Origin of the sequence: Pleurocapsa minor HA4230-MV1 (assembly GCA_019359095.1) — a bacterium.
GTDB classification, from domain to species: Bacteria; Cyanobacteriota; Cyanobacteriia; order Cyanobacteriales; family Xenococcaceae; genus Waterburya; species Waterburya minor.
On sequence record JAHHHZ010000028.1, the window covers coordinates 35,130 to 60,288 of the forward strand.

Annotated in this window: 26 protein-coding genes; 12 read left to right on the forward strand and 14 right to left on the reverse strand. The window is 39.1% G+C overall.

The window, feature by feature from the left end:
• Positions 1–398 precede the first annotated feature (398 nt).
• On the forward strand, positions 399–1,331 hold the full coding sequence (prmA, locus tag KME09_19825) for a 50S ribosomal protein L11 methyltransferase (GenBank protein MBW4536190.1): 933 nt from the start codon (positions 399–401) through the stop codon (positions 1,329–1,331).
• A gap of 7 nt (positions 1,332–1,338) precedes the next feature.
• On the opposite strand, the gene map is transcribed toward prmA, so the two are convergent.
• The gene (gene map / locus KME09_19830) at positions 1,339–2,115 is read right to left on the reverse strand and encodes a type I methionyl aminopeptidase (GenBank protein MBW4536191.1); all 777 of its coding nucleotides are present in this window, start codon (positions 2,113–2,115) and stop codon (positions 1,339–1,341) included.
• Positions 2,116–2,275: 160 nt separating this feature from the next.
• Positions 2,276–6,445, reverse strand: a complete 4,170-nt coding sequence (locus tag KME09_19835; GenBank protein ID MBW4536192.1) for a hypothetical protein — start codon at positions 6,443–6,445, stop codon at positions 2,276–2,278.
• Positions 6,446–7,008: 563 nt separating this feature from the next.
• Between KME09_19835 and grxC the strand changes: the two genes are divergently transcribed.
• The 4 genes from grxC (at position 7,009) to KME09_19855 (ending at position 8,863) form a co-directional block, all read left to right on the forward strand.
• Entirely contained in the window at positions 7,009–7,263 is a 255-nt protein-coding gene (grxC, locus tag KME09_19840; GenBank protein MBW4536193.1) for a glutaredoxin 3, read from the forward strand.
• 53 nt (positions 7,264–7,316) lie between these two features.
• On the forward strand, positions 7,317–7,694 hold the full coding sequence (locus KME09_19845) for a DUF2499 domain-containing protein (GenBank protein ID MBW4536194.1): 378 nt from the start codon (positions 7,317–7,319) through the stop codon (positions 7,692–7,694).
• Positions 7,687–7,983 carry a DUF3593 domain-containing protein gene (locus KME09_19850; protein ID MBW4536195.1) on the forward strand — a complete coding sequence of 99 codons (297 nt, stop codon included), beginning with the start codon at positions 7,687–7,689 and terminating at the stop codon, positions 7,981–7,983. The genes KME09_19845 and KME09_19850 overlap by 8 nt, the downstream gene beginning before the upstream one ends.
• Positions 7,984–8,389: 406 nt before the next feature.
• On the forward strand, positions 8,390–8,863 hold the full coding sequence (locus KME09_19855) for a hypothetical protein (GenBank protein ID MBW4536196.1): 474 nt from the start codon (positions 8,390–8,392) through the stop codon (positions 8,861–8,863).
• Positions 8,864–8,970: 107 nt separating this feature from the next.
• On the opposite strand, the gene prfB is transcribed toward KME09_19855, so the two are convergent.
• The 3 genes from prfB to KME09_19870 all read right to left on the reverse strand — a co-directional run bounded on the left by prfB (position 8,971) and on the right by KME09_19870 (position 11,008).
• On the reverse strand, positions 8,971–10,014 hold the full coding sequence (gene prfB, locus KME09_19860) for a peptide chain release factor 2 (GenBank protein ID MBW4536197.1): 1,044 nt from the start codon (positions 10,012–10,014) through the stop codon (positions 8,971–8,973).
• Positions 10,015–10,129: 115 nt separating this feature from the next.
• Complete coding sequence (locus tag KME09_19865; GenBank protein MBW4536198.1) at positions 10,130–10,360, reverse strand: DUF3148 domain-containing protein; 231 nt, start codon at positions 10,358–10,360, stop codon at positions 10,130–10,132.
• A 51-nt stretch (positions 10,361–10,411) separates the two neighbouring features.
• On the reverse strand, positions 10,412–11,008 hold the full coding sequence (locus tag KME09_19870; protein MBW4536199.1) for a sulfite oxidase-like oxidoreductase: 597 nt from the start codon (positions 11,006–11,008) through the stop codon (positions 10,412–10,414).
• A 338-nt stretch (positions 11,009–11,346) separates the two neighbouring features.
• Between KME09_19870 and KME09_19875 the strand changes: the two genes are divergently transcribed.
• Positions 11,347–12,285, forward strand: a complete 939-nt coding sequence (locus KME09_19875; GenBank protein ID MBW4536200.1) for a glutathione S-transferase family protein — start codon at positions 11,347–11,349, stop codon at positions 12,283–12,285.
• Between the two features lie 117 nt (positions 12,286–12,402).
• Here the strand turns inward: KME09_19875 and rpmF are convergent, their stop codons facing one another.
• The 5 genes from rpmF to KME09_19900 all read right to left on the reverse strand — a co-directional run bounded on the left by rpmF (position 12,403) and on the right by KME09_19900 (position 16,156).
• Positions 12,403–12,579 (reverse strand): 50S ribosomal protein L32, encoded by a 177-nt coding sequence (gene rpmF, locus KME09_19880; protein ID MBW4536201.1) that lies wholly within the window; start codon positions 12,577–12,579, stop codon positions 12,403–12,405.
• Positions 12,580–12,646: 67 nt separating this feature from the next.
• Positions 12,647–13,423, reverse strand: coding sequence for a hypothetical protein (locus KME09_19885; GenBank protein MBW4536202.1), 777 nt, complete (start codon positions 13,421–13,423; stop codon positions 12,647–12,649).
• Positions 13,424–13,642: 219 nt separating this feature from the next.
• Complete coding sequence (locus tag KME09_19890) at positions 13,643–15,007, reverse strand: PDZ domain-containing protein (protein MBW4536203.1); 1,365 nt, start codon at positions 15,005–15,007, stop codon at positions 13,643–13,645.
• A 299-nt stretch (positions 15,008–15,306) separates the two neighbouring features.
• Positions 15,307–15,756 carry an NUDIX hydrolase gene (locus KME09_19895; GenBank protein ID MBW4536204.1) on the reverse strand — a complete coding sequence of 150 codons (450 nt, stop codon included), beginning with the start codon at positions 15,754–15,756 and terminating at the stop codon, positions 15,307–15,309.
• Positions 15,757–15,850: 94 nt separating this feature from the next.
• On the reverse strand, positions 15,851–16,156 hold the full coding sequence (locus KME09_19900) for a hypothetical protein (GenBank protein MBW4536205.1): 306 nt from the start codon (positions 16,154–16,156) through the stop codon (positions 15,851–15,853).
• A gap of 131 nt (positions 16,157–16,287) precedes the next feature.
• On the opposite strand from KME09_19900, the gene folD reads away from it, so the two are divergent.
• Together folD and KME09_19910 are read left to right on the forward strand one after the other, a co-directional pair.
• Positions 16,288–17,157, forward strand: coding sequence for a bifunctional methylenetetrahydrofolate dehydrogenase/methenyltetrahydrofolate cyclohydrolase FolD (folD, locus tag KME09_19905; protein ID MBW4536206.1), 870 nt, complete (start codon positions 16,288–16,290; stop codon positions 17,155–17,157).
• A gap of 127 nt (positions 17,158–17,284) precedes the next feature.
• Positions 17,285–17,938 (forward strand): hypothetical protein, encoded by a 654-nt coding sequence (locus tag KME09_19910; GenBank protein MBW4536207.1) that lies wholly within the window; start codon positions 17,285–17,287, stop codon positions 17,936–17,938.
• Here KME09_19910 and KME09_19915 read toward each other — a convergent pair.
• Positions 17,928–18,836, reverse strand: a complete 909-nt coding sequence (locus tag KME09_19915; GenBank protein ID MBW4536208.1) for an IS982 family transposase — start codon at positions 18,834–18,836, stop codon at positions 17,928–17,930. The genes KME09_19910 and KME09_19915 overlap by 11 nt on opposite strands.
• A 127-nt stretch (positions 18,837–18,963) precedes the next feature.
• On the opposite strand from KME09_19915, the gene KME09_19920 reads away from it, so the two are divergent.
• On the forward strand, positions 18,964–19,455 hold the full coding sequence (locus tag KME09_19920) for a hypothetical protein (GenBank protein MBW4536209.1): 492 nt from the start codon (positions 18,964–18,966) through the stop codon (positions 19,453–19,455).
• A 120-nt stretch (positions 19,456–19,575) separates the two neighbouring features.
• On the opposite strand, the gene KME09_19925 is transcribed toward KME09_19920, so the two are convergent.
• From KME09_19925 to KME09_19935, 3 genes are read right to left on the reverse strand one after another with little or no spacing between them, the layout of a single operon-like run.
• Positions 19,576–19,845, reverse strand: coding sequence for a YciI family protein (locus KME09_19925; GenBank protein MBW4536210.1), 270 nt, complete (start codon positions 19,843–19,845; stop codon positions 19,576–19,578).
• Positions 19,846–19,872: 27 nt separating this feature from the next.
• Entirely contained in the window at positions 19,873–21,372 is a 1,500-nt protein-coding gene (locus KME09_19930) for a hypothetical protein (GenBank protein ID MBW4536211.1), read from the reverse strand.
• A gap of 22 nt (positions 21,373–21,394) precedes the next feature.
• Positions 21,395–22,378, reverse strand: a complete 984-nt coding sequence (locus KME09_19935; protein MBW4536212.1) for a stage II sporulation protein M — start codon at positions 22,376–22,378, stop codon at positions 21,395–21,397.
• Between the two features lie 182 nt (positions 22,379–22,560).
• Between KME09_19935 and KME09_19940 the strand changes: the two genes are divergently transcribed.
• From KME09_19940 to KME09_19950, 3 genes are all read left to right on the forward strand, one after another.
• Positions 22,561–22,929: a hypothetical protein gene (locus KME09_19940; protein ID MBW4536213.1), complete on the forward strand. Its 369-nt coding sequence runs from the start codon at positions 22,561–22,563 to the stop codon at positions 22,927–22,929.
• A gap of 200 nt (positions 22,930–23,129) precedes the next feature.
• Positions 23,130–24,557 (forward strand): deoxyribodipyrimidine photo-lyase, encoded by a 1,428-nt coding sequence (locus KME09_19945; protein ID MBW4536214.1) that lies wholly within the window; start codon positions 23,130–23,132, stop codon positions 24,555–24,557.
• Between the two features lie 146 nt (positions 24,558–24,703).
• Positions 24,704–25,102 carry a hypothetical protein gene (locus KME09_19950; GenBank protein MBW4536215.1) on the forward strand — a complete coding sequence of 133 codons (399 nt, stop codon included), beginning with the start codon at positions 24,704–24,706 and terminating at the stop codon, positions 25,100–25,102.
• The last annotated feature ends 57 nt before the right edge of the window (positions 25,103–25,159 follow it).

Consider the following 25,159-nt stretch of genomic DNA (forward strand, 5'->3'; position numbering starts at 1 on the left):
GTGGCTTTGTACTTCAAGTAAGTTTTAAAGTTTAAATATATTAACGTTTAGATAAATTAGAAAGCTAAGTTTTGTGAGCAGATTGGGAAAACTATTACCAAAGAACCAAGCAAATATGTAGATAAAGCTAAAATATTGACATACAGCATAGAGGATATGTGTTTCAATACCTGATTACTTAATTAATAATTAAACTAAACTAAATAGTTAATTTGGTATTCAAAATAATCGTAGTCACAAGTATCATTATTGCTGCACCTGAAGATAAACTCACTTAGCTTGAAACTATGGAAATTTGTAGCATAGAACTAAAGCAACCATCGTTAGAGGTGGATTAAGATTAAGTTCTTGCGGTTCAACTAAGATAATTCTCATATAGCTCATAACCTATAAAATTCATGTCTAATCGTTGGTGGGAGATCGTTGTAAAATGCGAGCCAGTTCTCGAAGAATCTGTCTTTTGGCGACTTGAAAAATTTGGCTGTTCGGGAACAGCGATCAAAGTCAAAGTTTTGAATGATGAGCCAAGTCTTGACTTTGAATCTACTGACAAACAGATTATAATCAAAAGTTATATTCCTGAAATCGACACTCAATTATTGGATTTAGCGGCTCTCTCGCTGTGGTTAGAACAAGATGCCAAATTATTAGAGGTAGCTGTTCCCGAAGCTCAATGGCAATTGATCGATGAAGAAGATTGGGCAAGTGGTTGGAAAGACTATTGGCAACCGATGGAAATTGGCGATCGCTTTTTAATTTATCCTGCTTGGGAAACTCCCCCAGAAAAAAGCGATCGCTTAGTCTTACGTCTCGATCCTGGTGCAGCCTTTGGCACAGGTACTCACCCAACAACTCAGCTATGTTTGGAATCACTAGAAATGAGACTATCTGCAAATCCCCAACATCAGACTATAGCCGATATTGGTTGTGGTTCGGGTATTTTAGCTTTGGGTTCGGTTTTGCTTGGCGCTAAAAAAGTTTACGCCTTAGATACCGATGCTTTAGCTACCAAAACTTGTCGCAGCAATTGTCAACTAAATGAAATTAGCCGCGAAAGCGTCATTGTCCGTGATGGCAGTGTTGAACAGCTAATCGCCGAAAATGAAATTTTTGATGGCATTATTTGTAATATTCTTGCTGATATTATCGTTGAATTATTTCCCCAGTTTAATCAAATTACGCATGAAAAAAGCTGGGCAGTTCTCAGTGGTATTCTTTTAACTCAAGCCGATCAAATTGCCGATGTTGTCGAGCAACAAGGATGGACAGTAGCAGCATTATGGAAGCGTAAAGATTGGTGCTGTTTCAATATTCGACGCTCGGAATACTAATACTGCTTCAAATAGCTTGGGTCAGAATATTCACCCCATCCTTAGTTACGGCAATAGTATGTTCAAACTGAGCTGAGAGTTTCTTATCTTTAGTAATCGCAGTCCAACCATCGTCAAGCATAACAGCTTCCCATGTTCCTTCATTAATCATTGGTTCAATGGTAAACACCATACCTGGCTTAATCTTTTTCTTTTGCCTGGGATCATAATAATGAGGGATTTGAGGAGCAGTATGAAAGATATGGCTTACTCCGTGTCCAACAAAGTCTCTAACGACAGAAAAACCCTGTTGTTCGGCATACTCTTGGATTGCTGCGCCAATATCATTAATTCTGGCACCTGGTTTGACAGCAGCAATTCCCCTTCTTAAACACTCCTCTGTAACTTCCACCAGTTTTCGCGCTGTTGGTGAAGGAGTCCCAACAAAAAAGGTTTTAGAAGTATCTCCGTGATAGCCATCGACAATCGGCGTCACATCAATATTAATAATATCGCCGTCTTTTAAGATTTGCTTAGCATTGGGGATGCCGTGGCAAATTACTTCATTAACGCTGGTACAAAGAGAGCCAGGAAACGGATTTTCTTTTGGGCCATATCCTAAAGGAGCGCTAACTGCTCCTTTTTCTTGCGTCCATTGTTCGGCAGCATCATTGATTTCTAAAGTACTCACTCCAGGTTTAATCATCGGTTCTAAAAAATCTAACAATTCCGCAGCTAAAGCTCCTGCTCGACGCATTTTTTCAATTTCCCGACTGGAGAGATAAGTGATCTGTTCTGTTCCCATTGCTATTTTTGCTGTACCTGATTCTCGCTATCTATACTGCCTAGTTTATCAATTCTTGAACTGGGAATCTCGATTTAAAATATTTGTCAAAAAAAAGCCTAGATTAATATCTAGGCCTTTAGTCAATTTGTCTGAACAAAAATATCGTTAACCGTTCATCTTATTTTTCCCGATTAATTTCATTAAGTTCTTCTTTGACAGAAGTATTATCTTGAATTGAACCTAATAAATCATTCAATTCTCCTAAAGAATCATCCGATATTTCGGTTAACTCGTCTAGCTTTTTATCAATAGCATCAAGAGAATCTAATTCATCCAAATCATAATTTTCTTCATCGTCTTCAAATTTCACCTTAAATGCATCCGAATCAGCATTTAATTCATCATCTGAGGATTGACTATCATCAGAAAATGCTCCCATCAGCTCATTAAACTCAGAGTCGTCAGTTGAAGTTTCTTCAAAGCTAAACTCTTGGGGAGACTTATCCGCATCGCTAAAAGCAGCCATAAATTCATCAGAGTCGTAATTATCAGCGATCGCAACATCTTCTTCTGACTCAAATGCCAATTCATTATCATCAACCAATTCTTTCATAAACTCATCGGATTCAGAAGCTTCAAATGCTTCTGCGTCCAAGTTTAGACTTTCTACAACATTAAAACTGAATTCATCTGATTCAGAACTCATCTCTTCAACAGAATCGTCTTCGTCAATAAATTGACCCATGAATTCATCTGCTTTAGAAGCGATCGCTGATGAATCTTCAAAGCTAAATTCAACAGCAGATCGATCAGACTCATCATCTACCATTAACATAGCTTCAAAGTCCATCTCATCGGATTCTGAACTAATTTCCGATTGAGCATCAAAGCCTAATTCTTGATTGGATTCTAATTCAGTGGCGATCGCCGATTGATCATCAACCACCAACTCTCCCATAAAATTATCAAAATCAGAATCAGCCATCGGTATAGCTTCAAAGTCTATTTCCTCTGACTCCGAACTCATCGCCGATTGCTCATCAAAACTAAATTCAGCAGAAGATTCATCCTCCATTACCAGTTCTGCCATCGGTTCATCATCAGCAGTATCAGCCATTGACATAGCTTCAAAGTCCATGTCATCAGATTCTGAACTAATTTCCGATTCATCATCGAAGCTTAATTCTTGATTAGACTCTAATTCAGAAGCGATCGCTGATTCATCTTGCTCATCGAAACTAAATTCAGCCAATTGCTCATCTTCCATTAATAATTCTGCGATCGACTCATCAGCATCATCAGCCATAGGCATAGCTTCAAAGTCCATCGACTCGGATTCAAAGCTGAATTCTGGATTGGATTCTAATTCAGGAGCGATCGCTGATTCATCGTCAAAACTAAATTCCGCAGATTGCTCATCTTCCATCGGTAACTCTGCGATCAGCTCATCAGCTTCATCATCCGTTGGCATAGCTTCAAAGTCCATTGACTCGGATTCAAAGCCCAATTCTTCGTCGTGAGCGCTCGCTGATTCATCTTGTTCATCAAAACTAAATTCAGCCGATTGCTCATCTTCCACAGGCATAGCTTCAAAGTCCATTTCTTCATTGGATTCAAAGCTTAATTCTGGATTGGATTCTAATTCAGTGGCGATCGCTGATTCATCTTGCTCATCAAAACTGAATTCCGCAGATTGCTCATCTTCCATTAATAACTCTGCTATTGGCTCATCAGCAGTATTATCTTCCACTGGCATAGCTTCAAAGTCCATTTCTTCATTGGATTCAAAGCTGAATTCTGGATTGGATTCTAATTCAGTGGCGATCGCTGATTCAGATTGTTCGTCGAAACTAAATTCAGCAGCAGATGGCTCATCTTCCATCGGTAACTCTGCTATCGGCTCATCAATATCATCAGCCACAGGCATAGCTTCAAAGTCCATCGACTCTGATTCACTCAAGCCCAATTCTTCGTCGTGAGCGCTCGCTGATTCATCTTGTTCATCAAAACTAAATTCAGCCGATGGCTCATCTTCCATCGGTAACTCTGCTATTGGCTCATCAACATCATCATCAGCCATTGGCATAGCTTCAAAGTCCATTTCTTCATTGGATTCAAAGCTTAATTCTGGATTGGATTCTAATTCAGGAGCGATCGCTGATTCAGATTGTTCATCAAAACTAAATTCAGCCGATTGCTCATCTTCCATCGGCATAGCTTCAAAGTCCATTGACTCGGATTCAAAGCTCAATTCTTCGTCAGGAGCGATCGCTGATTCAGATTGTTCATCGAAACTAAATTCGGCAGCAGATTGCTCATCTTCCATCGGTAACTCTGCGATTGGCTCATCAACATCATCATCAGCCATTGGCATAGCTTCAAAGTCCATCGACTCGGATTCAAAGCCCAATTCTTCGTCGTGAGCGCTCGCTGATTCATCTTGCTCATCAAAACTAAATTCAGCAGCCGATTGCTCATCTTCCATCGGCATAGCTTCAAAGTCCATTTCTTCATTGGATTCAAAGCTGAATTCTGGATTGGATTCTAATTCAGGAGCGCTCGCTGATTCATCTTGCTCGTCAAAACTAAATTCCGCAGATTGCTCATCTTCCATCGCTAACTCTGCGATCGGCTCATCAGCATCATCAGCCATTGACATCGCTTCAAAGTCCATTGACTCGGATTCACTAAAGCTTAATTCTTCGTCAGGAGCGCTCGCTGATTCATCTTGCTCGTCGAAATTAAATTCAGCCGCAGATTGCTCATCTTCCATCGGCATAGCTTCAAAGTCCATTTCTTCATTGGATTCAAAGCTTAATTCTGGATTGGATTCTAATTCAGTGGCGCTCGCTGATTCATCTTGCTCATCAAAACTGAATTCCGCAGATTGCTCATCTTCCATTAATAACTCTGCTATTGGCTCATCAGCATCATCATCAGCCATTGGCATAGCTTCAAAGTCCATCGACTCTGATTCAAAGCTGAATTCTGGATTGGATTCTAATTCAGTGGCGATCGCTGATTCATCTTGCTCGTCAAAACTAAATTCCGCAGATTGCTCATCTTCCATCGGTAACTCTGCGATCGGCTCATCAGCATCATCATCAGCCATTGGCATAGCTTCAAAGTCCATTGACTCGGATTCACTAAAGCTTAATTCTTCGTCAGCAGCGATCGCCGATTCATCTTGTTCATCAAAACTAAATTCGGCAGCAGATTGCTCATCTTCCATCGATAACTCTGCTATCGGCTCATCAGCATCATCATCAGCCATTGGCATAGCTTCAAAGTCCATTTCTTCATTGGATTCAAAGCTTAATTCTGGATTGGATTCTAATTCAGGAGCGATCGCTGATTCAGATTGTTCATCAAAACTAAATTCGGCAGCAGATTGCTCATCTTCCATCGATAACTCTGCTATTGGCTCATCAGCATCATCATCAGCCATTGGCATAGCTTCAAAGTCCATCGACTCTGATTCAAAGCCCAATTCTTCGTCGTGAGCGATCGCTGATTTATCATCGAAGCCTAATTCTTCTGCTGGCTCTTCTTCTAAATCGGAATCTTCCATGAATAGCTCATCAGAATCTTCATTAGGAACGTCTTGACTCGTATCTAGTTCAGTCGGCTCGAATGTTCCAATTAATTTGTCCGCCATTTCTAGAGCAGAGATTTCTTCGCTCTGATTAAATTCAGATAAATCTGCTGAATTAGCAAAAGGATTGATATCCGCTGTTAGATTTTCTGTAATCTCTTCTATTTCTTCTACACTATTGTTAAATGTCTCTGACTCTAGTGAAGTTTCTTGAAAAGATTGTTCTTCAATTGGAGCAATTACCTGTTCTAATATTTCATTTTCAACAGTGAGGTTTTCAAATTTTGAGTTTAAATAATCATTTTTTATTTCTAAATCTTCTTTATGATCTTCTAAACCAAAGGTATTTTGTTCATCAGATTCATATTTTGTCTCAAGCTCCTGTTTTTCATTATTTAGATCGGCAGCAGGATCATCCCATAACTGATTTTGTTCTGTTGGCAATGAACTAACATCAGTTTCTACTATCTGCATTTCATCTGTTTGGTAAGTAACAGATTGATCTAATATTCCTTCTTGACTATCAAGTTCTGTTACTCGATGATCTAATTGCTTTTCTTCTTGATTTTCATCAGATTTCTTTTTGCTGCTAGTTACTAATATTCCAGCAACGCTAGCTACGGAAGTAGTCGCACCTACACCGATCAGGGCTTTTTTCAGACTTTCCCCTGCGAACATTCCAGCAAGTACGCTTACGCTACCAAAAGCAAGGGAAATTAGCAGAATTTTATTAACAACTTTGGCTGATTTCATTTTATGTAAATTCAATATAAGTTAACTTATGAAAGAAGTTATGTTTTCAGGCTAGTAGATGATTTCAACTACTTTACGGCGCGTTCTGGGTAAGAATCTTCTTACAAGGCGCGTTTTGAGTAAGAGTACTCTTACTCAAAAGCCGCCGCCAAAAGCCATCTTACTTTGGTAAGCACCGCAACCAAGGGTTAATGAATTCTGAAATACGAGAACTTCCTTAGCCTTATGTTTAAGAGTTCCCAAATACCCGCTCAAAAGTAACAGTTTGCCATTTGACTGTCCAGTATGTAACTACAGATGATCGCACTTGTGATCAAAACTTGACAAATTTTTTATTTACACAGGAAAACATACAGTGACCAGTTGCTAGTCAAAATTGATGGTTTTTAAGTTTATTTTGATGCTAATTTGTTACATTAATATTTCAATTTTTTTGGAAAGTATAAACAAACGCCGATCATTTTTGATCGCGACGTAACAACTATATTTCCAGCAATTATTGAGCGAGACAAATCAGTTTAAGATGGTAAGATTGTAATAAAACTTAATACTTGCATTTAGTTATGGCAGCAAAAGTCGAAATATATACTTGGAGTCGTTGTCCGTTTTGTATCCAAGCAAAAGGACTATTAGACCAAAAAAGAGTTGAGTATACAGAATATTGTATTGATGGTGATGAAGATGCTAGAGACAAAATGAGATCTAGAGCTAATGGCAGATCGACCCTGCCACAAATTTTTATTGACGATCGCCATATTGGCGGATGTGATGATCTTTATGCTCTAGAAAGCAAAGGAGAATTAGAAGCTCTACTGTAGAAAAGCTTACTTTAGTAAAATAGAAGCAGATTAGTATCAGTAATCAGTAATTAATGCACGCATTATCAATTCCTACTTGGGTAGTTCATGTCTCTAGCGTCCTGGAATGGGTTGCTGCGATTTATTATATTTGGCAGTATGGAAAAGTTACAGGCGATCGCTCTTGGTATAACTTATCTTTTGCGATGTTACCAGCTTTAGTTAGTGCTATGTGTGCCTGTACCTGGCACTTTTTTGACAATACCCAATCTTTAGACTGGCTTGTGATTTTTCAAGCAGCAATGACGGTGGTGGGAAATTTTACCGTATGTATTGCAGCCTGGGGAATCTGGCGTAATGGGTCAGAGAGACTCCGCCTTGGAACGACGGAGCTTCCTCTGACTTCGTCAAAGTCAGCACAGCATGAGACACAGGTAGTTGAACATGAATAAAGAAAGCTTGTTTGCTATTTCTTTGTTTCCCTATCTGGGTTTCTTGTGGTTTATGACTCGCTCAGGCAAAACACCTCGTTTAGCTTTAGTTGGTTTTTATGTGCTGTTGATTTTTGTGGCGGTGACAATTCCTGCGGGAATTTATGCTCAAGTACATTATGGAAAAGAATTGGCGAATGTAGATTGGCTACATGGTAGTGCAGAACTATTTTTAACTTTGTCGAATATTCTCGTAGTTTTAGGCTTTCGTCAGGCAATTATTGAGCAGAAAAATAAGTTAAACAAGTGATGTTGGGTAGCAGCTAAGTAGGTGGGTGTAATTAAATTGGAAATGAGGTTAGGGAGTAACAAGTAACAAGTAACAAGTAACAAGTAACGAGTAACGAGTAACGAGTAATATGCGGAGCGGTATACCACGGCATTTGCGAAGCTTATCCTAAAGGACTAGCTTCGCGTCGTCCTTTAGGACGAGTAACAAATAGCTCTAAGGGTAGGGGTTTGATCAATTATTTTGCCTACCTACTTAATTAGTTGGAAACGATTAGCGATCGCGTCTCAATTTAGTCAGACATCCTCTAAAACCATCAGAGTTATATCAGCTTGGAATAAAATCACCAGTAACATTGATTTAGATCGTGCCGTTTTCAAAAGCAAATGTCGAAAATATGATCGAATAACTTATTTGATCATCGACTATGAAAAACTCTAATTTTGCCGTCAAGATATTATCAAGCACTCTGTTTATCTTCCCTACATTAATGATATCTATGATGCCAGTAAATGCAGCGCCCGATTTGTGTAAAGACTCAGCTATTACAGTTAAAGAAAAAGATTCTGTAGATATACCCCAAAATATTTACTCCCTACAATCGAAGCTAGAAATTTACAGCGAAAACCTAAGCCAACTAAATAGTCAGAACAATTTATATTTTAACTCTGGAGATACTAGCACCGTCTCCCAATATAATAAGAATGTTAATGAGAGCGACGAGTTGTCAAAACAATATGAAAATCAAAGAGATTCATATAATACTATGATTAACTATCTTTCTCCTTCTACCAACATTGTTTTGATGAATTGTTTGAATAGCGAATTGATAAGTTTAGAGATAAATACATCTAGTCTAAATAGTGATAATCTGAACAGTAAAACAGACAATTTAATTTAAAATATAATTGGTTTGGAAGCAAATATACACAACTGAAAATAAATCAAAATATCAATTTTTAATAGCTTTACATTCCAGTTTCTATGGTTTTGTAGAGCTATTTATTTTTACATCAACTGATTTTCTTGTCTCAGATAGGCTTCAATTAAAAAATTCAAATTGCCATCCATTACGTCGTTAATATCAGTTGTCTCAGTTTCAGTGCGTAAATCCTTGACCATTTGATAGGGATGAAAAACATAGTTACGAATTTGATTTCCCCAAGCAGCTTCGACAATATCACCGCGAATTTCGGCAATTTCCTGCGCTCGTTGTTCTTCCGCAATAATCAGTAGTTTGGCTTTTAAAAGAGCTAAGGCGCGTTCTTTATTTTGCAATTGCGATCGCTCTTCCGTACAACGCACAGCAATTTTAGTCGGTAGATGAACGATTTGCACCGCTGTTTCGACTTTATTTACATTTTGCCCTCCAGCGCCACCAGAACGAGAGGTTTTGATTTCTAAATCTTTGTCGGGAATTTCTAACTTTAGTGCTTCATCGCCTAAATTGGGCATCACTTCCACCCCAGCAAAGCTAGTTTGTCGCTTACCGTTGGCATTATAAGGAGAAATTCTAACGAGGCGGTGAGTACCTTTTTCCCCTTTTAAATAGCCATAGGCATAACGTCCTTCAATTTCTAAAGTAGCGGATTTAATTCCTGCTTCATCTCCAGCGGAAGACTCGGCTAAACGCACTTTGTAGCCTTCTTTCTCTGCCCAGCGGGTGTACATTCGCAGCAACATTTCTGCCCAATCTTGAGCATCAGTCCCCCCAGCACCAGCATTAATAGTTAATACTGCGCCTTTGGTGTCATAAGTGCCAGATAAAAGCTGCTGGAGATCCCATAGTTCTAACTCTTGGTTTAACTGTTCTAGGCTAGTTTGAGCCTCTGTAGCCAGGGATTCATCTAATTCTAATTCTAATAATTCAGCGATCGCCTTAGCGTCTTCTAAGATATTTTGCCAGCGTTGATACTGCTCTAAACTAGACTTTAAATCATTTAATTCTTGTAAAACTTGCTGTGCTGTAGTTTGATCGTCCCAAAATTGAGGCTGTGCTGCTCTTTGCTCTAAATCTTGAATTTTAGCCGTAATTGCAGGAGGGTCAAAGATATTCCTGAGTTTTACTCAGGCGTAAGGCGATCGCTTCGATAGTGCGCTTTAATTCGGATACTTCCATGATAGGAATTAGTTACTGTTAGCTATTTAATTATTAAATATTAAGTTATTAATTTTCAATTAAGTTAAGGTATTGACCTTCCAATAAAAAAGCTCCTTGAACAAAACGGATTCCATAATAACCCCCAGGGCGACGATCTAAAATAGTGCCTGCTTCGCCAATGGCTAAAACATCAGGCGATCGCAACATGGGCATTGGTTCGGCAGTTTTAACATAAGTAGGTAGGGCTATAATCTTAACGCGATCGCCTACCTTAAAATTCATCAACTCATTATCCATTAGTACCTAAGCAAAATTTATGGTGTCAAGAGTAAAAAAGCTAGAGCAAAATCACCGTCCCGCATATCGTTGTTCTGCCCAAGGTTCGCCTCGCATATGGTAGCCATTTCGTTCCCAAAATCCTGCTTCATCGTGGTCTAGAAACTCAATCCCGTTAATCCACTTGGCACTTTTCCAGGCGTAGAGATGAGGCACAACCGAGCGTAAAAGACCACCATGATCGGCAGGTAAAGGTTCGCCGTTTAGAGTATGAGCCAAAAAGTTTTCTGGTCGAGCAAAGTCTTCTAAACTTAAGTTGGTCGTATAGCCACCGTAACAATGTTGTAGAACATGAGTCGCCTTGGGGTCTATCTCCAGCGTATTAAATAAGTCAGTAATTTTAACTCCTATCCAGGTAACGTCTAGCTTCGACCAGCGAGTTACACAGTGAAAATCGGCGGTAAATTCTTGCTGGGGCAAGTTCATCAAATCTGACCAGTCAAAAGATTTATCTTTTACTAGTCCCCATACTTTAAGTAGCCACTGCTCCTGACTCACCTGGGGAGTTTCGCCATAGGAAAGCACAGGAAAACCCTTGGCTAAATATTGACCAGGAGGAACGCGATCGCTTTGAGCGGGTTCTGGTTTCTCAAAAAATTTTCTCGGCATAACTTATAATCATCGACATTAAAAACAAAGAGGAGTATTTAATACTCTTAGATTAACAATAGCTGTACCTCTACTGTGAATTAAACTTTAAAATGGCTTGATTAAAAATTGTTTTGCGGAATTTGATTTTTTGAATAGCTAACTCAGCAGTTATAGCCATCGAACAATAGATTAAGACATCTCCTAGTCCCTTTGCGTCTTTGCGCCTTTGCGCGAGATAAAGTTTTTATTGTCCTAACCTTTACTTCGACTGCTATACCAAAATCTAGCTTGAGAAGGATAGTAAAAGTGAAACCAAATTGTTTAAATAATTCATAGTAATTAATATTGGGAAAACTATGGCTACAGGAATGATGGTCGAGGGAAAATGGACTAACGAAGAGTACAAACAAGATCGATCAGGACGTTTCCTTCGTAATCCGACTACCTTCCGCAATCACATTACTGCTGATGGATCGAGTGGTTTTCCTGCTGTTGCCAATCGCTATCATCTTTATGTCTCCTATGCCTGTCCTTGGGCGCATCGCACTTTAATTATGCTTCAGTTGAAAGGGTTAACTGAGGCAATAAGCATTTCCGTAGTCGATCCCCTGATGGCGGAAGATGGTTGGTCATTTTCCGACTTTCCTGGAACAGTTCCCGATACGGTTAATCATGCTCGGTATTTAAGGGAAGTATATGCGATCGCCGATGCTAAATATACTGGTAGGGTGACAGTACCAATTTTATGGGATAAGCAAACTGCATCTATTGTTAACAATGAGTCTCGCGAAATTATTCGCATGTTTGATACCCAGTTTGGAGACATAGCTCAAAACCAAATCAATCTATATCCCGAGCAATTGCAAGAGAAAATAGATCGGGCGATCGACGATATCTACGATCCCATTAATAATGGAGTCTATAAAGCTGGATTTGCCAAATCCCAAGAGGCTTATGAAGAGTCGGTCAAAAAGTTATTTGTCGCTTTAGATTACTGGGAAGAAATCCTAGCAAAACAAGATTATTTGTGTGGAGACAGTTTAACCGAAGCAGATATTTGTCTGTTTACTACCCTCTTTCGTTTTGATGCAGTTTATTATGTACATTTCAAGTGCAATCTGCGTCACATTTGGGACTATCCGAATTTGTGGAATTATGTCAAGAAAATTTATCAGCATCCTGAAGTGAAAGCTACCTGCAATCTTGAACATATCAAGCTGCATTATTATCAAAGCCATCCCCACATTAATCCTAGTGGTATAGTTCCCTACGGGCCAGCGATCGAGTTTACTTAACAAATCTCTATTTATGCCAGGTTAAGCATAAAATTGCCATAAAAATTGAGTGCGAATCTACAAGGAAACACACCCATTATTTTATCGATTTACCTGTCAACGTTGGCACAGCAAAATCTATTCTTCGTTATCCTCTTCATCATCTTGAGGATAGACAAAACTATTGGAACGTCCAGATAAAACTGATTTGCCTAAAGACAAAGCTTTTTGAGCTTCTACTGCTGCTTTACGCTTCCAAACCGCTTTACGACTATCACGTTTCGATTTAGAAGTTTTCTTCTTGGGAACTGCCATAATTATTACTTAATTTAATTAATTTAGAAAGACAACCTTACTATTGTAATGGTTCTGTTCCAAAAAGCTAGAGCATTTGACCAGGAAATAAGCTCATTGCTCCAACAAACTGGGTTTCATCAGCTTCAGTCGAGTCTAAAAACTTTTGGTTAACAATCTCTCTAAACTCTTCTAAGTCTGTTCTCCAGTAATTCAGAAAGTTAGTCATCTGAGTTATCTTACTAGATTGTGCTTGGTTTAAATTCACGTTGTAATTAAAGTTACCTGAAAATAAAACCGCTGCTATGGGAGTTTCTTGGGGTTTCTGTAATTTCGCCTCAGAAATACTAATCGTCATTTGGCATCTTTCCAGTTGATACATCAGATTGATCCCAGCCTGTAGGGGGGCGTTGCCAATATATTTCCAGCCACCTGAACCAAGCAAAGATTCAGTGATATATTGACGCACTGCTTGAGGGGCATTAGGAAAAGGAAGCAATATTTTGGGACTAAAGCTTAAGCCCATATATTCAGCATGAGGCAATTTCTCCAGGTATTTTTCTGCCACCCGATTAATTGTTATGTCCTGCCACTGTTTGTTATGAAGAGATTCACTCAGGCTAATCGTGCGCGGTTGAGCAGTAATGCCCACACCGTTAATAAAATTTAATTGAGCAAAATTAGGATTTACTATTGGTGGTTTAGCTAATTCCCAATCTTGGGGAATAATGCCGCTAAATTTGAGAAAATCTTGACTTATCATTGTTGGAATTAAATCCTGGGCAGCAATGACCAGAGATATTTCTTCAATCGATTGAGTCTTGCTTGCTGAATTAACTACGGATGCTATGTCTGCTGTTGTCATGAGGATTTAGTCAGCCAAAACTGCCAATTAAGTTGTACAGTCATTTCCTGGCGAAACTATCTAATAACAATGTAAATCTTAATCAAATGATTTAATCGAAAGTTCAGGAGAATGACTATAAATTAATTTGCCCAAAAGAGCAGCAAAATACACCACCAGCTCAGATCGCCTTAGCTGACTTTGGCACTACCTCAAAATTAGCTACTTTCTAGCTGATACTTAGTTAGTCTTTAACTGGTTTGGTTTAGCCTGGCTATTACTCAAAGGCTCTGGTGTACCTTCAGTCTTAATTGATTCCTGTTTGAGTGTTGCCACTGCTTTGGCGTATTGAGGATCGGCTGGCGTTGCCACTAAAGCTGGATTCGTGCTGAGATTAATTTGATCTTGACGGCTTAAGTCAACCCTAATATCGGGTGCAATCCCTTTTTTGTTGATATCAACCCCGCTAGGTGGATAATAATGAGCGATCGTTACCGCTAAACCTGAGCCATCAGAGAGGGAGTGAACTGATTGCACAGTTCCTTTTCCATAGGTACGACTGCCAACTACTTTCGCTCGATTATTCTCTTTTAACGCCCCTGTTAGAATCTCACTGGCACTAGCAGAATAGCCATCAACCAAAACTACCAAGGGTAAGTCGGTTAACGCCTGACCATTAGCGGAAAATTGTTCATTGCCCCCTTTGCGGTCAATGGTAGAAACGATCGCTCCTTGAGACATCCACATCCGCGCAATTTCGACACCCGAGAACAATAAACCCCCTGGATTGCCCCGTAGGTCTAAGATAAAGCCAGAAGCGTCTTTTTTGCTGAGATCGGCGATCGCTTTTTGCATTTGTTCGGCAGCATGGGAGCTAAATTCATCTAGCTTGATATATCCCACTTTAGAGCCTTGCTCTTGATTAAGGGTATAGCTTACCGAAGGTAACTCAATTTGCGCTCTGGCGATCGCTACTTCAAATTCAGGTTTGTTTTCACGGGCGATTTTCAGCTTAACTTTTGTACCCAGTTCTCCTTTAATTTGCGCCGAAGCCTGTTCTAAGGTCATTGACTCGGTGGGTTTACCATCAATACTGACAATATGATCTCCCGCCTTTAATCCCGCTTCGATTGCGGGAGAATTAGGAATTGGCTCAATTACCGTAAGTTTCTTGGTTTTTTGACTAATTCCTAGCTGAATGCCGATCCCTGATAGCTCTCCTGAAGTTTGACTAGTTAAATCTGCATATTCTTGTGGATCGAGAAATCTAGTATAGGGGTCTCCTAAACTTTCCAGAGATTTGCGAATTGCTTGATAGGCAGATTTTTGATCGGTGTAGTTTGCCTTGAGTAATTCTTGTCGCTTCACCTGCCAATCAGTGTGATTAAAATCAGGATCGACAAACTCCCCGCTAACAATTTGCCAAACCTCATCGACAACATTTTTCGGGCTATCTTCTAGGGTTGCTGAAGCGGGGGAAGTACTTTGAGAAAACATTGTGGATGTGAGCGCCATTGCTGTCAAAAGCTTAATCGTTCCTGAGAAGTAGTTTTTGACATTGAGTAATTGAGAAATAGCACTAAAACGTCCAGAAGAATAATTCATGAGCAATAGTTATAAAAGGTAATTACAGTGAAACCGCTAGAAATAGATGAGGTAGATATTTCACGAGCAAGCTAGACAATTGATGACAATTTGGTTTTTACTTAGATTTTTACTTATTTTAAAAGTAATTCTAGTAATAGGGGGGAAATTTGCTAAAAATAAGATTAATAATTAGTCAGGGTTTGCCAAACCAGTTCGTTAGCGACTTTAGATCGATCTTCATAGTACAAAAGTCTATCTCTTCTATTATGTATAATATTTTGCGGTTATAACCGACTTAAACCTGTAGTACATTATCCTTAACATTGAATTGTTGAAGCGATAAAATCGAGCATGATTTGACGATGAACATCTCCCAAGGGTTTATTAGCGATCGCTTTAGGGGAATAGGCAAATCCCTGATGAATCTCTTCTGGAGTCAATAACTTAAGATCCCAGCCTTCATTCAGGACTAATTCTGACACGGGGATTGTCAAGGGACAAGAAAATATATGGCGAATATAGTTACCTATCTGATTAGAACAAAACTTAGTTAAAACGGGAGCGGAATAATTAATTTCTTCTATTAATTCTCTTTTGAGGGCAATTTCTGGTTCTTCGCCTGGTTCGATATGACCACCAAAAAAACCCCAAACTCCTGGATAAGCAATGGTAGGAATATCATCGCGCAACTGCATTAGATATTTACCATCTTGATAAATAATTGCGATTGCCACGGAGATTAACTGAGTTTGGGAAACATAATTCATAAAATTTAGCTAATTTTTCTCTTTAATTTAGTTAATTTAGCAACACAGAGGGCAACTTTACTTTATGGTTAGTTTAAAAGTGCGTTCTCATAATTTATTCTGGAATAGAAGACAATCGCTCTAGCTCAACTAGATAAAAGTCACCTAATTCTTGTTCAGCTATGGGTAAGCTTTGATACTCAACCTTGCCTTTAATGTTAATCTGTTGATTTGACTGAGGAATTTGAGTTGTCACCACCCAAATTTTTCCCGTAGCGTCTTCAATTTGATAGGCTGCATTGCCTAAAAACGGAGCTAGACGAACTACTTTTCCCGTCAGATAAACCGTTTTACCAACTTTTTCAGGTGATTCTTTGATCGTAATTACAGGAGTTCGACAACCGACTAAGCTTGCTAGCAATGTAACCCCAAGGCTAATTTGCTTGAGTCTGACGAAAAACGATCTAAACCTTGAGTGAGAAATTAACATGAGTTATTTGTCTACCAGCGATCGACCTCCAGCTTAACTTTTTTGAATTATTAAAATTACCTATGTCTGCTGCCAACCCTTGTCTACTCGACGGTAAAGCCTTAGCCCAAAAAATTCAGCTAGAGCTAAAAGAGCAAATAACTCAGCTAGAGCCAAATATTAATCGTCCCCCTGGACTAGCGGTATTAATGGTGGGAAATAACCCTGCCAGCGCCGTCTACGTCCGCAATAAAGAAAAAGCTTGTCAAAAGGTAGGAATTGCTTCATTGGGAGAGCATTTTCCTGAAAATGTAACTCAACAGGAATTAGAACAGGCGATCGCACGCTTAAACCAAGACGATCGCGTAGACGGTATTTTGGTTCAATTGCCCTTACCTTCTCACTTAGATTCGATCTCTCTACTCCACTGTATCGATCCTGATAAAGATGCCGATGGTTTGCATCCTGTTAATTTGGGTAAGCTAGTCCGTGGGGAAACTGGCTTGCGTAGCTGCACTCCTGCTGGAGTAATGAGGCTTTTACATGAATATAATTTACCCCTAGAAGGCAAGAAGGCTGTGGTGATTGGGAGGAGTATTTTAGTCGGCAAACCGATCGCCTTAATGTTGTTAGAGCAAAATGCTACTGTAACTATGGCTCATTCTCGTACTCCAGATCTTGGTGCAGTCTGTCGAACAGCAGATATTATTGTCGCTGCCGTCGGTAAACCAGAAATGATTACTCAGGAGATGGTTAAACCAGAGGCAATTGTCGTTGATGTAGGAATCAACCGAGTGGATCTGGCGCAGGGAAAATCAAAGTTAGTCGGCGATGTGGCTTTTGAATCTGTATCACAAGTAGCTAGTTATATTACCCCCGTACCTGGAGGAATTGGCCCGATGACGGTAGCCATGTTATTGAGTAACACGGTAGAAAGTTATGCTCACAAATGATTACTAATTATTGATTACTGATCTCACGGGGTGACAAGGTACTGGAATGGAAGATGAACAGTAGGATATAGCAGTGAGATGGTAAGAAAAAGGGAGCAAACTAGTTGAGAATACTCCCTAATCAAAAATGTTGCCAGAATTTTATCACAAATGTATTTCACAGTTATTAACTCCAAGACAATATGCAACTTTGAGAATAATCGTACTAATCTTACAAAGCTATAGAACAATTCAAATAGAAAAACTAGCTTCCATCCTACCTATTCCAATCAAATATGAAAGTCGTCGCCGTCACATTCAAAGATTTTTAGTTCTACCACAGTTAACAACTGGATGTATCTGGTTTCCCATTATCAAAAAATGGTTAAAAATCAATCAAAGCAGCAAGAAAATTTGCTATCTGGCGATCGATAGAACAAGATGGCAAGAAAGAAATTTATTTGTAGTCAGCTTAATCAAAAATAAGAGAGCCATCCCTTTAAATTGGATATTACTTCCTAAGCTCGGCAATAGTAATCTTGCCGAGCAAAAAAGATTGCTTAAATCAGTCTTGAGATTATTAAAGGGATACCAAGTAATAGTAATTGGAGACCGAGAATTTGGTAATATTAATTTAGCAAATTGGCTATCAAAGCAAAACTGTCAATACGTTTTAAGAACTAAAAGTAATAAATATATTCAACTAGCAACAGGAGCAGCACAGCAGATATTATCTCTAAGATTAAAACCAGGTAAATCATTTTATTTAAAACAACGTGAGTTCGACAGAATTAAAAGATAGCTGATGGCAAAGCAGGCAATCCTTTAGGCTTCAAATCAAGAGAAGGTTTTTTCGGCAAATAAGTATATGCAATCAAGCCAGAGAAAAGATTAACCATAAAATTCCAAACACTTCTATGTCTTGAATGTTCGATTTGAGAAATGTTTTTCAATTGATCGTTTACAGTTTCAATCAAAGAGCGTTTTCGTAACAGAATTTTGTCCATCAACTTGACTAGCTGTTGTTTCATATTTTTCTTACGTCTGGTAATAAGCTGTAATCCTTGCTTATAGAGCTGTTCAAAAAGAGATTGAGAAATGTAACCTCGATCTCCAAACAATTTGCCAACTAGATCTTGAGTCATGTCTGGTACTGGTTTACGATCATCTACATTTCCAGGGGTCAATTTGAAAGCCAAGAGTTCACCCCGATCATTGATAATTAAATGGAGCTTAAATCCGTAATGCCAAGCTATGGAGTTCTTACTCCACCCGACTAATCCTTCAAAGACTTTGTGAGAGTAGCTACGACAGGGACAACAGACTTCTATTGGAGTTGAATCGATAAAGCTAATACCTGTAATTTCCCCTTTCCTAGTTTGTAGAAAACAGCACAGTAACATCATCGACCAGGGCATTAACTCGACAAAACGGTTGTAACTAACTAGTTTTGGGAATGCTTTGTGCCAATGAGGTTTTACCTGTAAGGTGTAAAATTCTTTAAATGTTCTGTAACCACTGCCATGAAAGGCAATCACAATCGTCATTACTTCACTTAAACTCATTCGCGAGCGGCATCTTTTTTCGCCAGCGATCGCAGTTAACTGAGGAATGGAATGACAATATTGTTCAAAACTGCGATAAAAATCATCTACATCACAAAAAATTTCGGTAAGATCGAGACGAGAATTTAATTCCATGGCTGAGAAAGGACTTGTCCGCATCTGCTGAAATACTACTTTTAGCATAAGTCTCAGTCTTTTATTTGCTCCAGAATTTTTCGTCGAACTCACGTTAAAACAAGTAAAATTTACTAAGCAACCAAATATGGCTAGAGTAAATATTGCTGGTTATTGGAGTAGAACAACATCAGATAAAAGAAAAAATGAAGGATGGTATTTAATCAATAATTTGCCCAATTTAGAACAAACAATATCTGCTTATAAGAAACGAATGGGCATTGAAGCAATGTTCAAAGATTGTAAGTCGGGTGGTTATAATTTAGAGAAGTGCCAAGGAAAAGATCATCGTTTATTATCTCTAATTTTACTAATAGCGATCGCCTACACTTGTGCAATAACAAAAGGAGAAAGAATTGCCTTCCAAGGAGTCAAAGAATATATTTGTCGCTTACAAGAGAAGGTGAGAAAAAATAAAAGACACAGCAATTTTTGGATAGGTTTATACGGAAGTTTGTGGATTGAAAATTTCCAAATGTGTCATCATTGGCTCGACAAGTTAATGATACTGACTCCCAACAAACTACCTTTTTACCGACAGGGGATGAGAGCTAAAAAGCTTATTCTCTCAACTTTTTGAGTGTGTTGTCACCCCCTGAGATTACTGATTACTGAATCGTTCATTGTTAATTGCTCACTGTGACGTGAGCTTGCGAACTAATCCTTTAGGACTCATTGCTCATTGTTAATTGTTCATTGCTCAAAAGGCTTGAATCCATTCTTTGATTTCATATTCAGTCCAGATGCCGTTTTGCCAATAGGGATCTGATTCAACTAACTGACGGACGGTATCTTGTGACTCTGCTTCGTAGATGCCAAAGACCTTGGTATTATCTTTAGTTGGGCCAAGAGTAACTAATATTCCCTGTTCTTTCTGACTACTCAAACCAGCTAAATGTGCTTGACGATAGGGAGTGCGCTTTTCGAGAGCATTTTCGCAATAGCTACCCCACATAATGTATTTGGACATTGTTTTACTTGATGAACAACCTTACTATTATTGACATAAATCTGCACTCCAGTTTTGATTTCCCCGTCCTAATTGACATTTAAACTGTTCTCCAGCCCAAACTATCTGCCATTTTTTAGCAGTTGCTGCACCGTAAGGGGCAAATTCAACCAAATAACGCCTGCTTGCGACAGAATCATCAGCTAAGTTCGTCTGAGTAATAGTTACGGTAGCCAGGTTATCAGGAGCATATTCAACCTCAACTTCTTGTGCTGATGCAGCCACTTCCTTTAAGCCTAATGCCGATAAAGCGATCGCCTGGGGATCTTTGCCAATTGAAACAGGTTTATTAAGTTCAGGTTGGGAGATTTGAATTATTTGGTCGTGTTCTTGATTGATCCAATATTTACTGACGGGAATAGCTCGGTAATTATCTTTGATATTAGACTGTTGCTTGGGTTGAGCATTATCTGCTGACCACAACTCGATTAAAGAATTACGATCTATATGATTATTTACTCTGGCTAAAAGCTGATGCGGACTAAAAGCCATGATGCTGTTTTGTTTTTGTCCCAGTTTAGGGCTATTTCTCAGGGGTAATCCTGTAACCAAACTACTTATAGTTGAAGAATGGAAATTGCCAGCGATTAGTTGACCATTGGCACTAAGACTAAACACCCCATTATTACTATAAAGAGCGTTAGTTTTTCTGGAGATTGTCCCTTGATGCCAATTCCAGACATTTATTTTACCGTCGTAACTACTGCTCACTAATTGTTGACCATTGGGCGTAAATTCTAGTTGAGCAATATTATTAACTTGACCATCTAGGGTTTTGAGTAATTCAGGTTTTGCAGAATTGAGTTGCCACAACTGAATCTGATTGTTTGGCTGTGTCTGTTGTCCGTCTGAAACATTAGCACCTACCGTTGCCATAATACCATCTGGACTAAGAGCGATCGCCTCTACAGATGTGGAAGCAAAACTAAATAACTTTTTGCCGTTAGGAAAACTCCAGGCGGTTATACCATTACCACAAGCACCATAGATAATCTTGCCAGATACATCATATAGAATCTGCCGACAGCCATCTGATTTGGCCAGGTTTAACACTACCTCTCCTGTAGTAACGTCACGTACTATGATTCCTCGATCGGGACGTAGCAACCCTTGACTCCAAGTGGAGGTTGCCAAAAAACGACTGTCAGGACTAAAAGCGATCGCCGTTGGGGCAATTTCTAGTTTTATATCGCTAGCATAATGTCCAGGTAAAACACGCTGAATTTTTCCCGTATTCATGTTCCAGAGGGTGATCTGACTTGCGCCGACGCTAGCGAGTAATTGACCATCAGGACTAAATTTAATCGCGTTTACTGGTGTTGTAGACTCTAAACTACGAGTTAAAACTGCATTCTCCCAGGCTGAAGTTAATTGCTGGCGAGTATTACCTAAAGAGTTATCTGTCTTAGTTTGTGCCTTAATTGACAACTGTAAACTCAAGCAAATGGCGATCGCCACAAAATACTTTAAATAATGTCCATTTTTCATTATTACTCCTACATTTCTCAAACTAATTTGATGATTGCATTGACGATGGGATGATTGGCTTTTTACGTAAACAATATAAAACTAATAAACAGAATAAACCCGTTCCTAGCAAATACTTAATCAGACTGGGAACGATCGGACTAGGAGAAAAGAAACCCTCAATTGTCCCAGCTATAATCAACATCGGCATAATTCCTAATAATAGCTGTGCTGCTTTGCTACTATTGATTTTCAAAGCATCTATTCGGTTATATTTACCAGGAAAGATCATCGCTTTGCCGATTAATAATCCTGCACCACCAGCCAGAAAGATTGCGGGTAATTCTAATGAACCGTGGGGAAAGACAAACGCCCAAAAAGGATAAGCCAAATTGTTTTTGCCAACTAAAGTAGCGATCGCACCGATAGAGAAGCCATTAAAGGCGATGACAAATATAGTATAGAGTCCTGCGGTAATACCTCCAGCGATCGCGCCAAAAGCAACCGACAGATTATTAATGGTAATATTGCTCGAAGCTAATGGTTCAGTACCCACTATCGAACCCATCCACAATTCTCCGTCTTCTTCCACAATTTTAATGATACTGTCAGGAACAGTAATGGCAATAAAAGTCGGATCGCGCCAACCATACCACCAGGCGATCATCGCCGTGAGCAAAAAAATAACTGTGGCGATCGCAATATAAGCCCAGGTATCCTGTACCACCTGCGGAAAACCCCAAAGATAAAACTCCTTGACCTGTTGCCATTCCTGACGCTGAGAACCTTGATATATTTGGTTATAACCACGAGCCGTCAGCTTTTGTAAATCTTGGGTCAAAATATTGCCAACTTTGTTAGTCCTCGCCCTAGCTAAATCTGCTGAAACCGAACGATACAGGCTCGCTAAATCCTTAATTTCCGTAGCAGATAAAGATTTAATCCCTTGCTTTTCTACTTGCTGTAGCAACCCGTCCAAACGCTTCCAGTTTGGTTCTCTTCTGGCAATCCAACGTTGAACATTCATCTTGTTACACTTAAAACTAGATCAGTTATAGCAAAAGGAAACCTTGAATGATTTTCTAAAGAATTCCCTAAAGGGCGACACGGAGTTAGTACCCTTGCGGTATACACCTTCGGATAAGCTGACGCGTCGAGACAAGAGTTAAAGCGATCGCATTTTAATTAATGAAATTAATGCTTTTTACAATGAGTGTTATCAAAGGTCAAAATCTAGTTCGATTAGAAAATAGCATTTCTGAAACAAACTTAGTAGCAATAATTAGGCAAGAGCCTGCTGAAATTATTGGCTCCAATAAGCTTGAATTTCGCCAAAGTTTTGATGATTTGGATTATTTGGTTTTTGCTGTCTTATCTTTACTTTCAGGCGATCGCATTGGTTTAATTCGTCACGATAATTCTCCCTCTTCTGGCACAGAAATTTGTGTAAGGCATAATCAAGAAAACATCCCAGCAGTTCTTTTTAAAGCTCTTACCAAAATGAATCTTACCCTCAACGATCTCACTTGGATTGATCCAGAGTACGAACAGCAGTTACGAATCAATACTGTTCTTTAGAGCCAGCATCTGCGTCAATCAACAAATTGCGTGAAGACTTAAGTAATTTCTTGTTTCAGTGGCATGGTAATAAATATCCGATTATACAAGTGTTGGCTTGCTAGAAATTATCGAACTCACGTTTGCTTAATAGCACAAAACAAGTTCATCTGAACTAAAAAAGGCGCTAAAATATACAAGGCAAAAGCATTTGATTATTCATGTCCGATTTAATACTTTTTTGGCATCGTCGCGATTTACGCATTTCTGATAACCTAGGCTTAAGCACCGCAGCAGAGCAAAGTAACAAGGTAGTTGGTTTATTTTGTTTAGATCCCAATATTTTGGATGGTGATGCTATCGCACCAGCTAGAGTTACCTATATGATTGGCTGTTTAAAAGAATTGCAGTCAAGTTATCAACAGCTTGGTAGTCAATTATTAATTATCCAGGGTGAACCTGTTAAAGTCATTCCCCAGTTAGCTAGCGCACTCCAGACAAAAGCTGTTTTCTGGAATTTAGATGTTGAACCTTATGCTCAAGAGCGCGATCGCCAGGTTAAAGAAGCGATCGCCGAATTAGGAATTGACACCCAGAACTTTTGGGATCAGCTATTACACGCTCCAAGAGAGATTTTAACTAAGTCTTCCTTACCTTACAAAGTCTACACTCCATTTTGGCGTAGCTGGAACAGCGCAGCTAAACCAGAGGTAGTAAAAGAAATTAAACAGCTCAGTGGGTTATCGGAAACTGAAATCAAAACAGCCGAAAAAGTAGGAGCGATCGCCTTGCCTTCTGCCAAGGATCTAGGTTATGAATGGGATTCTCCTTTATTAGTAGCTCCAGGAGAAACCGCAGCTAAAGAAAAGCTGGCAGAATTTTGCGATCGCACGATCTATTGTTACGATGAAGAACGCAATTTTCCCTATATTGATGGTACATCCCAGTTAAGTGCTGCGCTCAAGTTTGGGGCGATCGGCATTCGTACTGTCTGGCAAGCAACCCTAGAAGTTGCTCAAAATTGTCGGAGTGATGAAGCTAAAGAGAGTGTCACAACCTGGCAAAAAGAATTAGCTTGGCGAGAATTTTACCAGCACTGTATGTTTTTCTTTCCTGAATTAGCTAAGGGTGCATATCGTGACGAATTTAAAGACTTTCCTTGGGAGAACGACGAAACTAAATTTAAAGCCTGGTGCGAGGGGAAAACAGGCTATCCTATTGTTGATGCAGCCATGCGCCAGTTAAACGAAATAGGCTGGATGCACAACCGTTGTCGTATGATTGTTGCTAGTTTCCTGACTAAAGATCTAATTATTGACTGGCGTTGGGGCGAAAAGTATTTTTTACAGAAACTCTACGATGGTGATTTATCTAATAATAATGGCGGTTGGCAGTGGAGCGCATCTAGCGGGATGGATCCTAAACCCTTAAGAATCTTTAATCCTGCCTCCCAAGCTGCTAAATTTGACCAGGATGGAGAGTATATTCGTCAGTGGGTACCAGAAATAAGCTCACTGGATACTGAGTACTTAGTCACAGGTAAAATTCCACCCTTAGAAAGAGCAGGTACAGGTTATCCTGAGCCTATTGTGGATCATAAAGTACAGCAACGGAAGTTTAAAGCATTGTACCAGCAACAAAAAAATTAACATTAGATAAGCTAAAAGCGCGATCGCGACCAATATTTTGTCAATTGAATCGCGGTTTGGTAAGGTATCAAGTACCAAACTTACACAAAAATACTTAAGGAATACTTAACGCTAACATTATGAGTAAATTATTAATCGCAATTTTTATGTCAATACTACTTTTTGCTTGTAGTGATGAAGGCTCAAGCAATAGTGGTAGCAACGGTGCTGACGCTGCTGACGGTGCTGCCAGTGTTAATAGTGCTGTTGAAAGTGAAAATAGCACTAATAATCTTGATGAACTTGATGGGGGAGCAGATAATAACGCTATTAATACTGATGAACCAGAAGGAGTCGTTATCGATGGCAATTTAGATTCGGGTAGTATAGATGGAACTAATCTCGATGATAGTGATAGTTCTATTGATAGTGATAGTTCTATTGATAGCGACAGTTCAACCGATAGTGATAGTTCTAGCGCTAGTGACAGTTCTATTGATACTACTAATAATATTAATGAGATTAATGATGATGTGAATGATATTAATGATACTAGTACTAATTAACAGCTATTTAACTAGTAATTAAACAGCAAATTTACTGAATATTTTGCTTAAAACTAA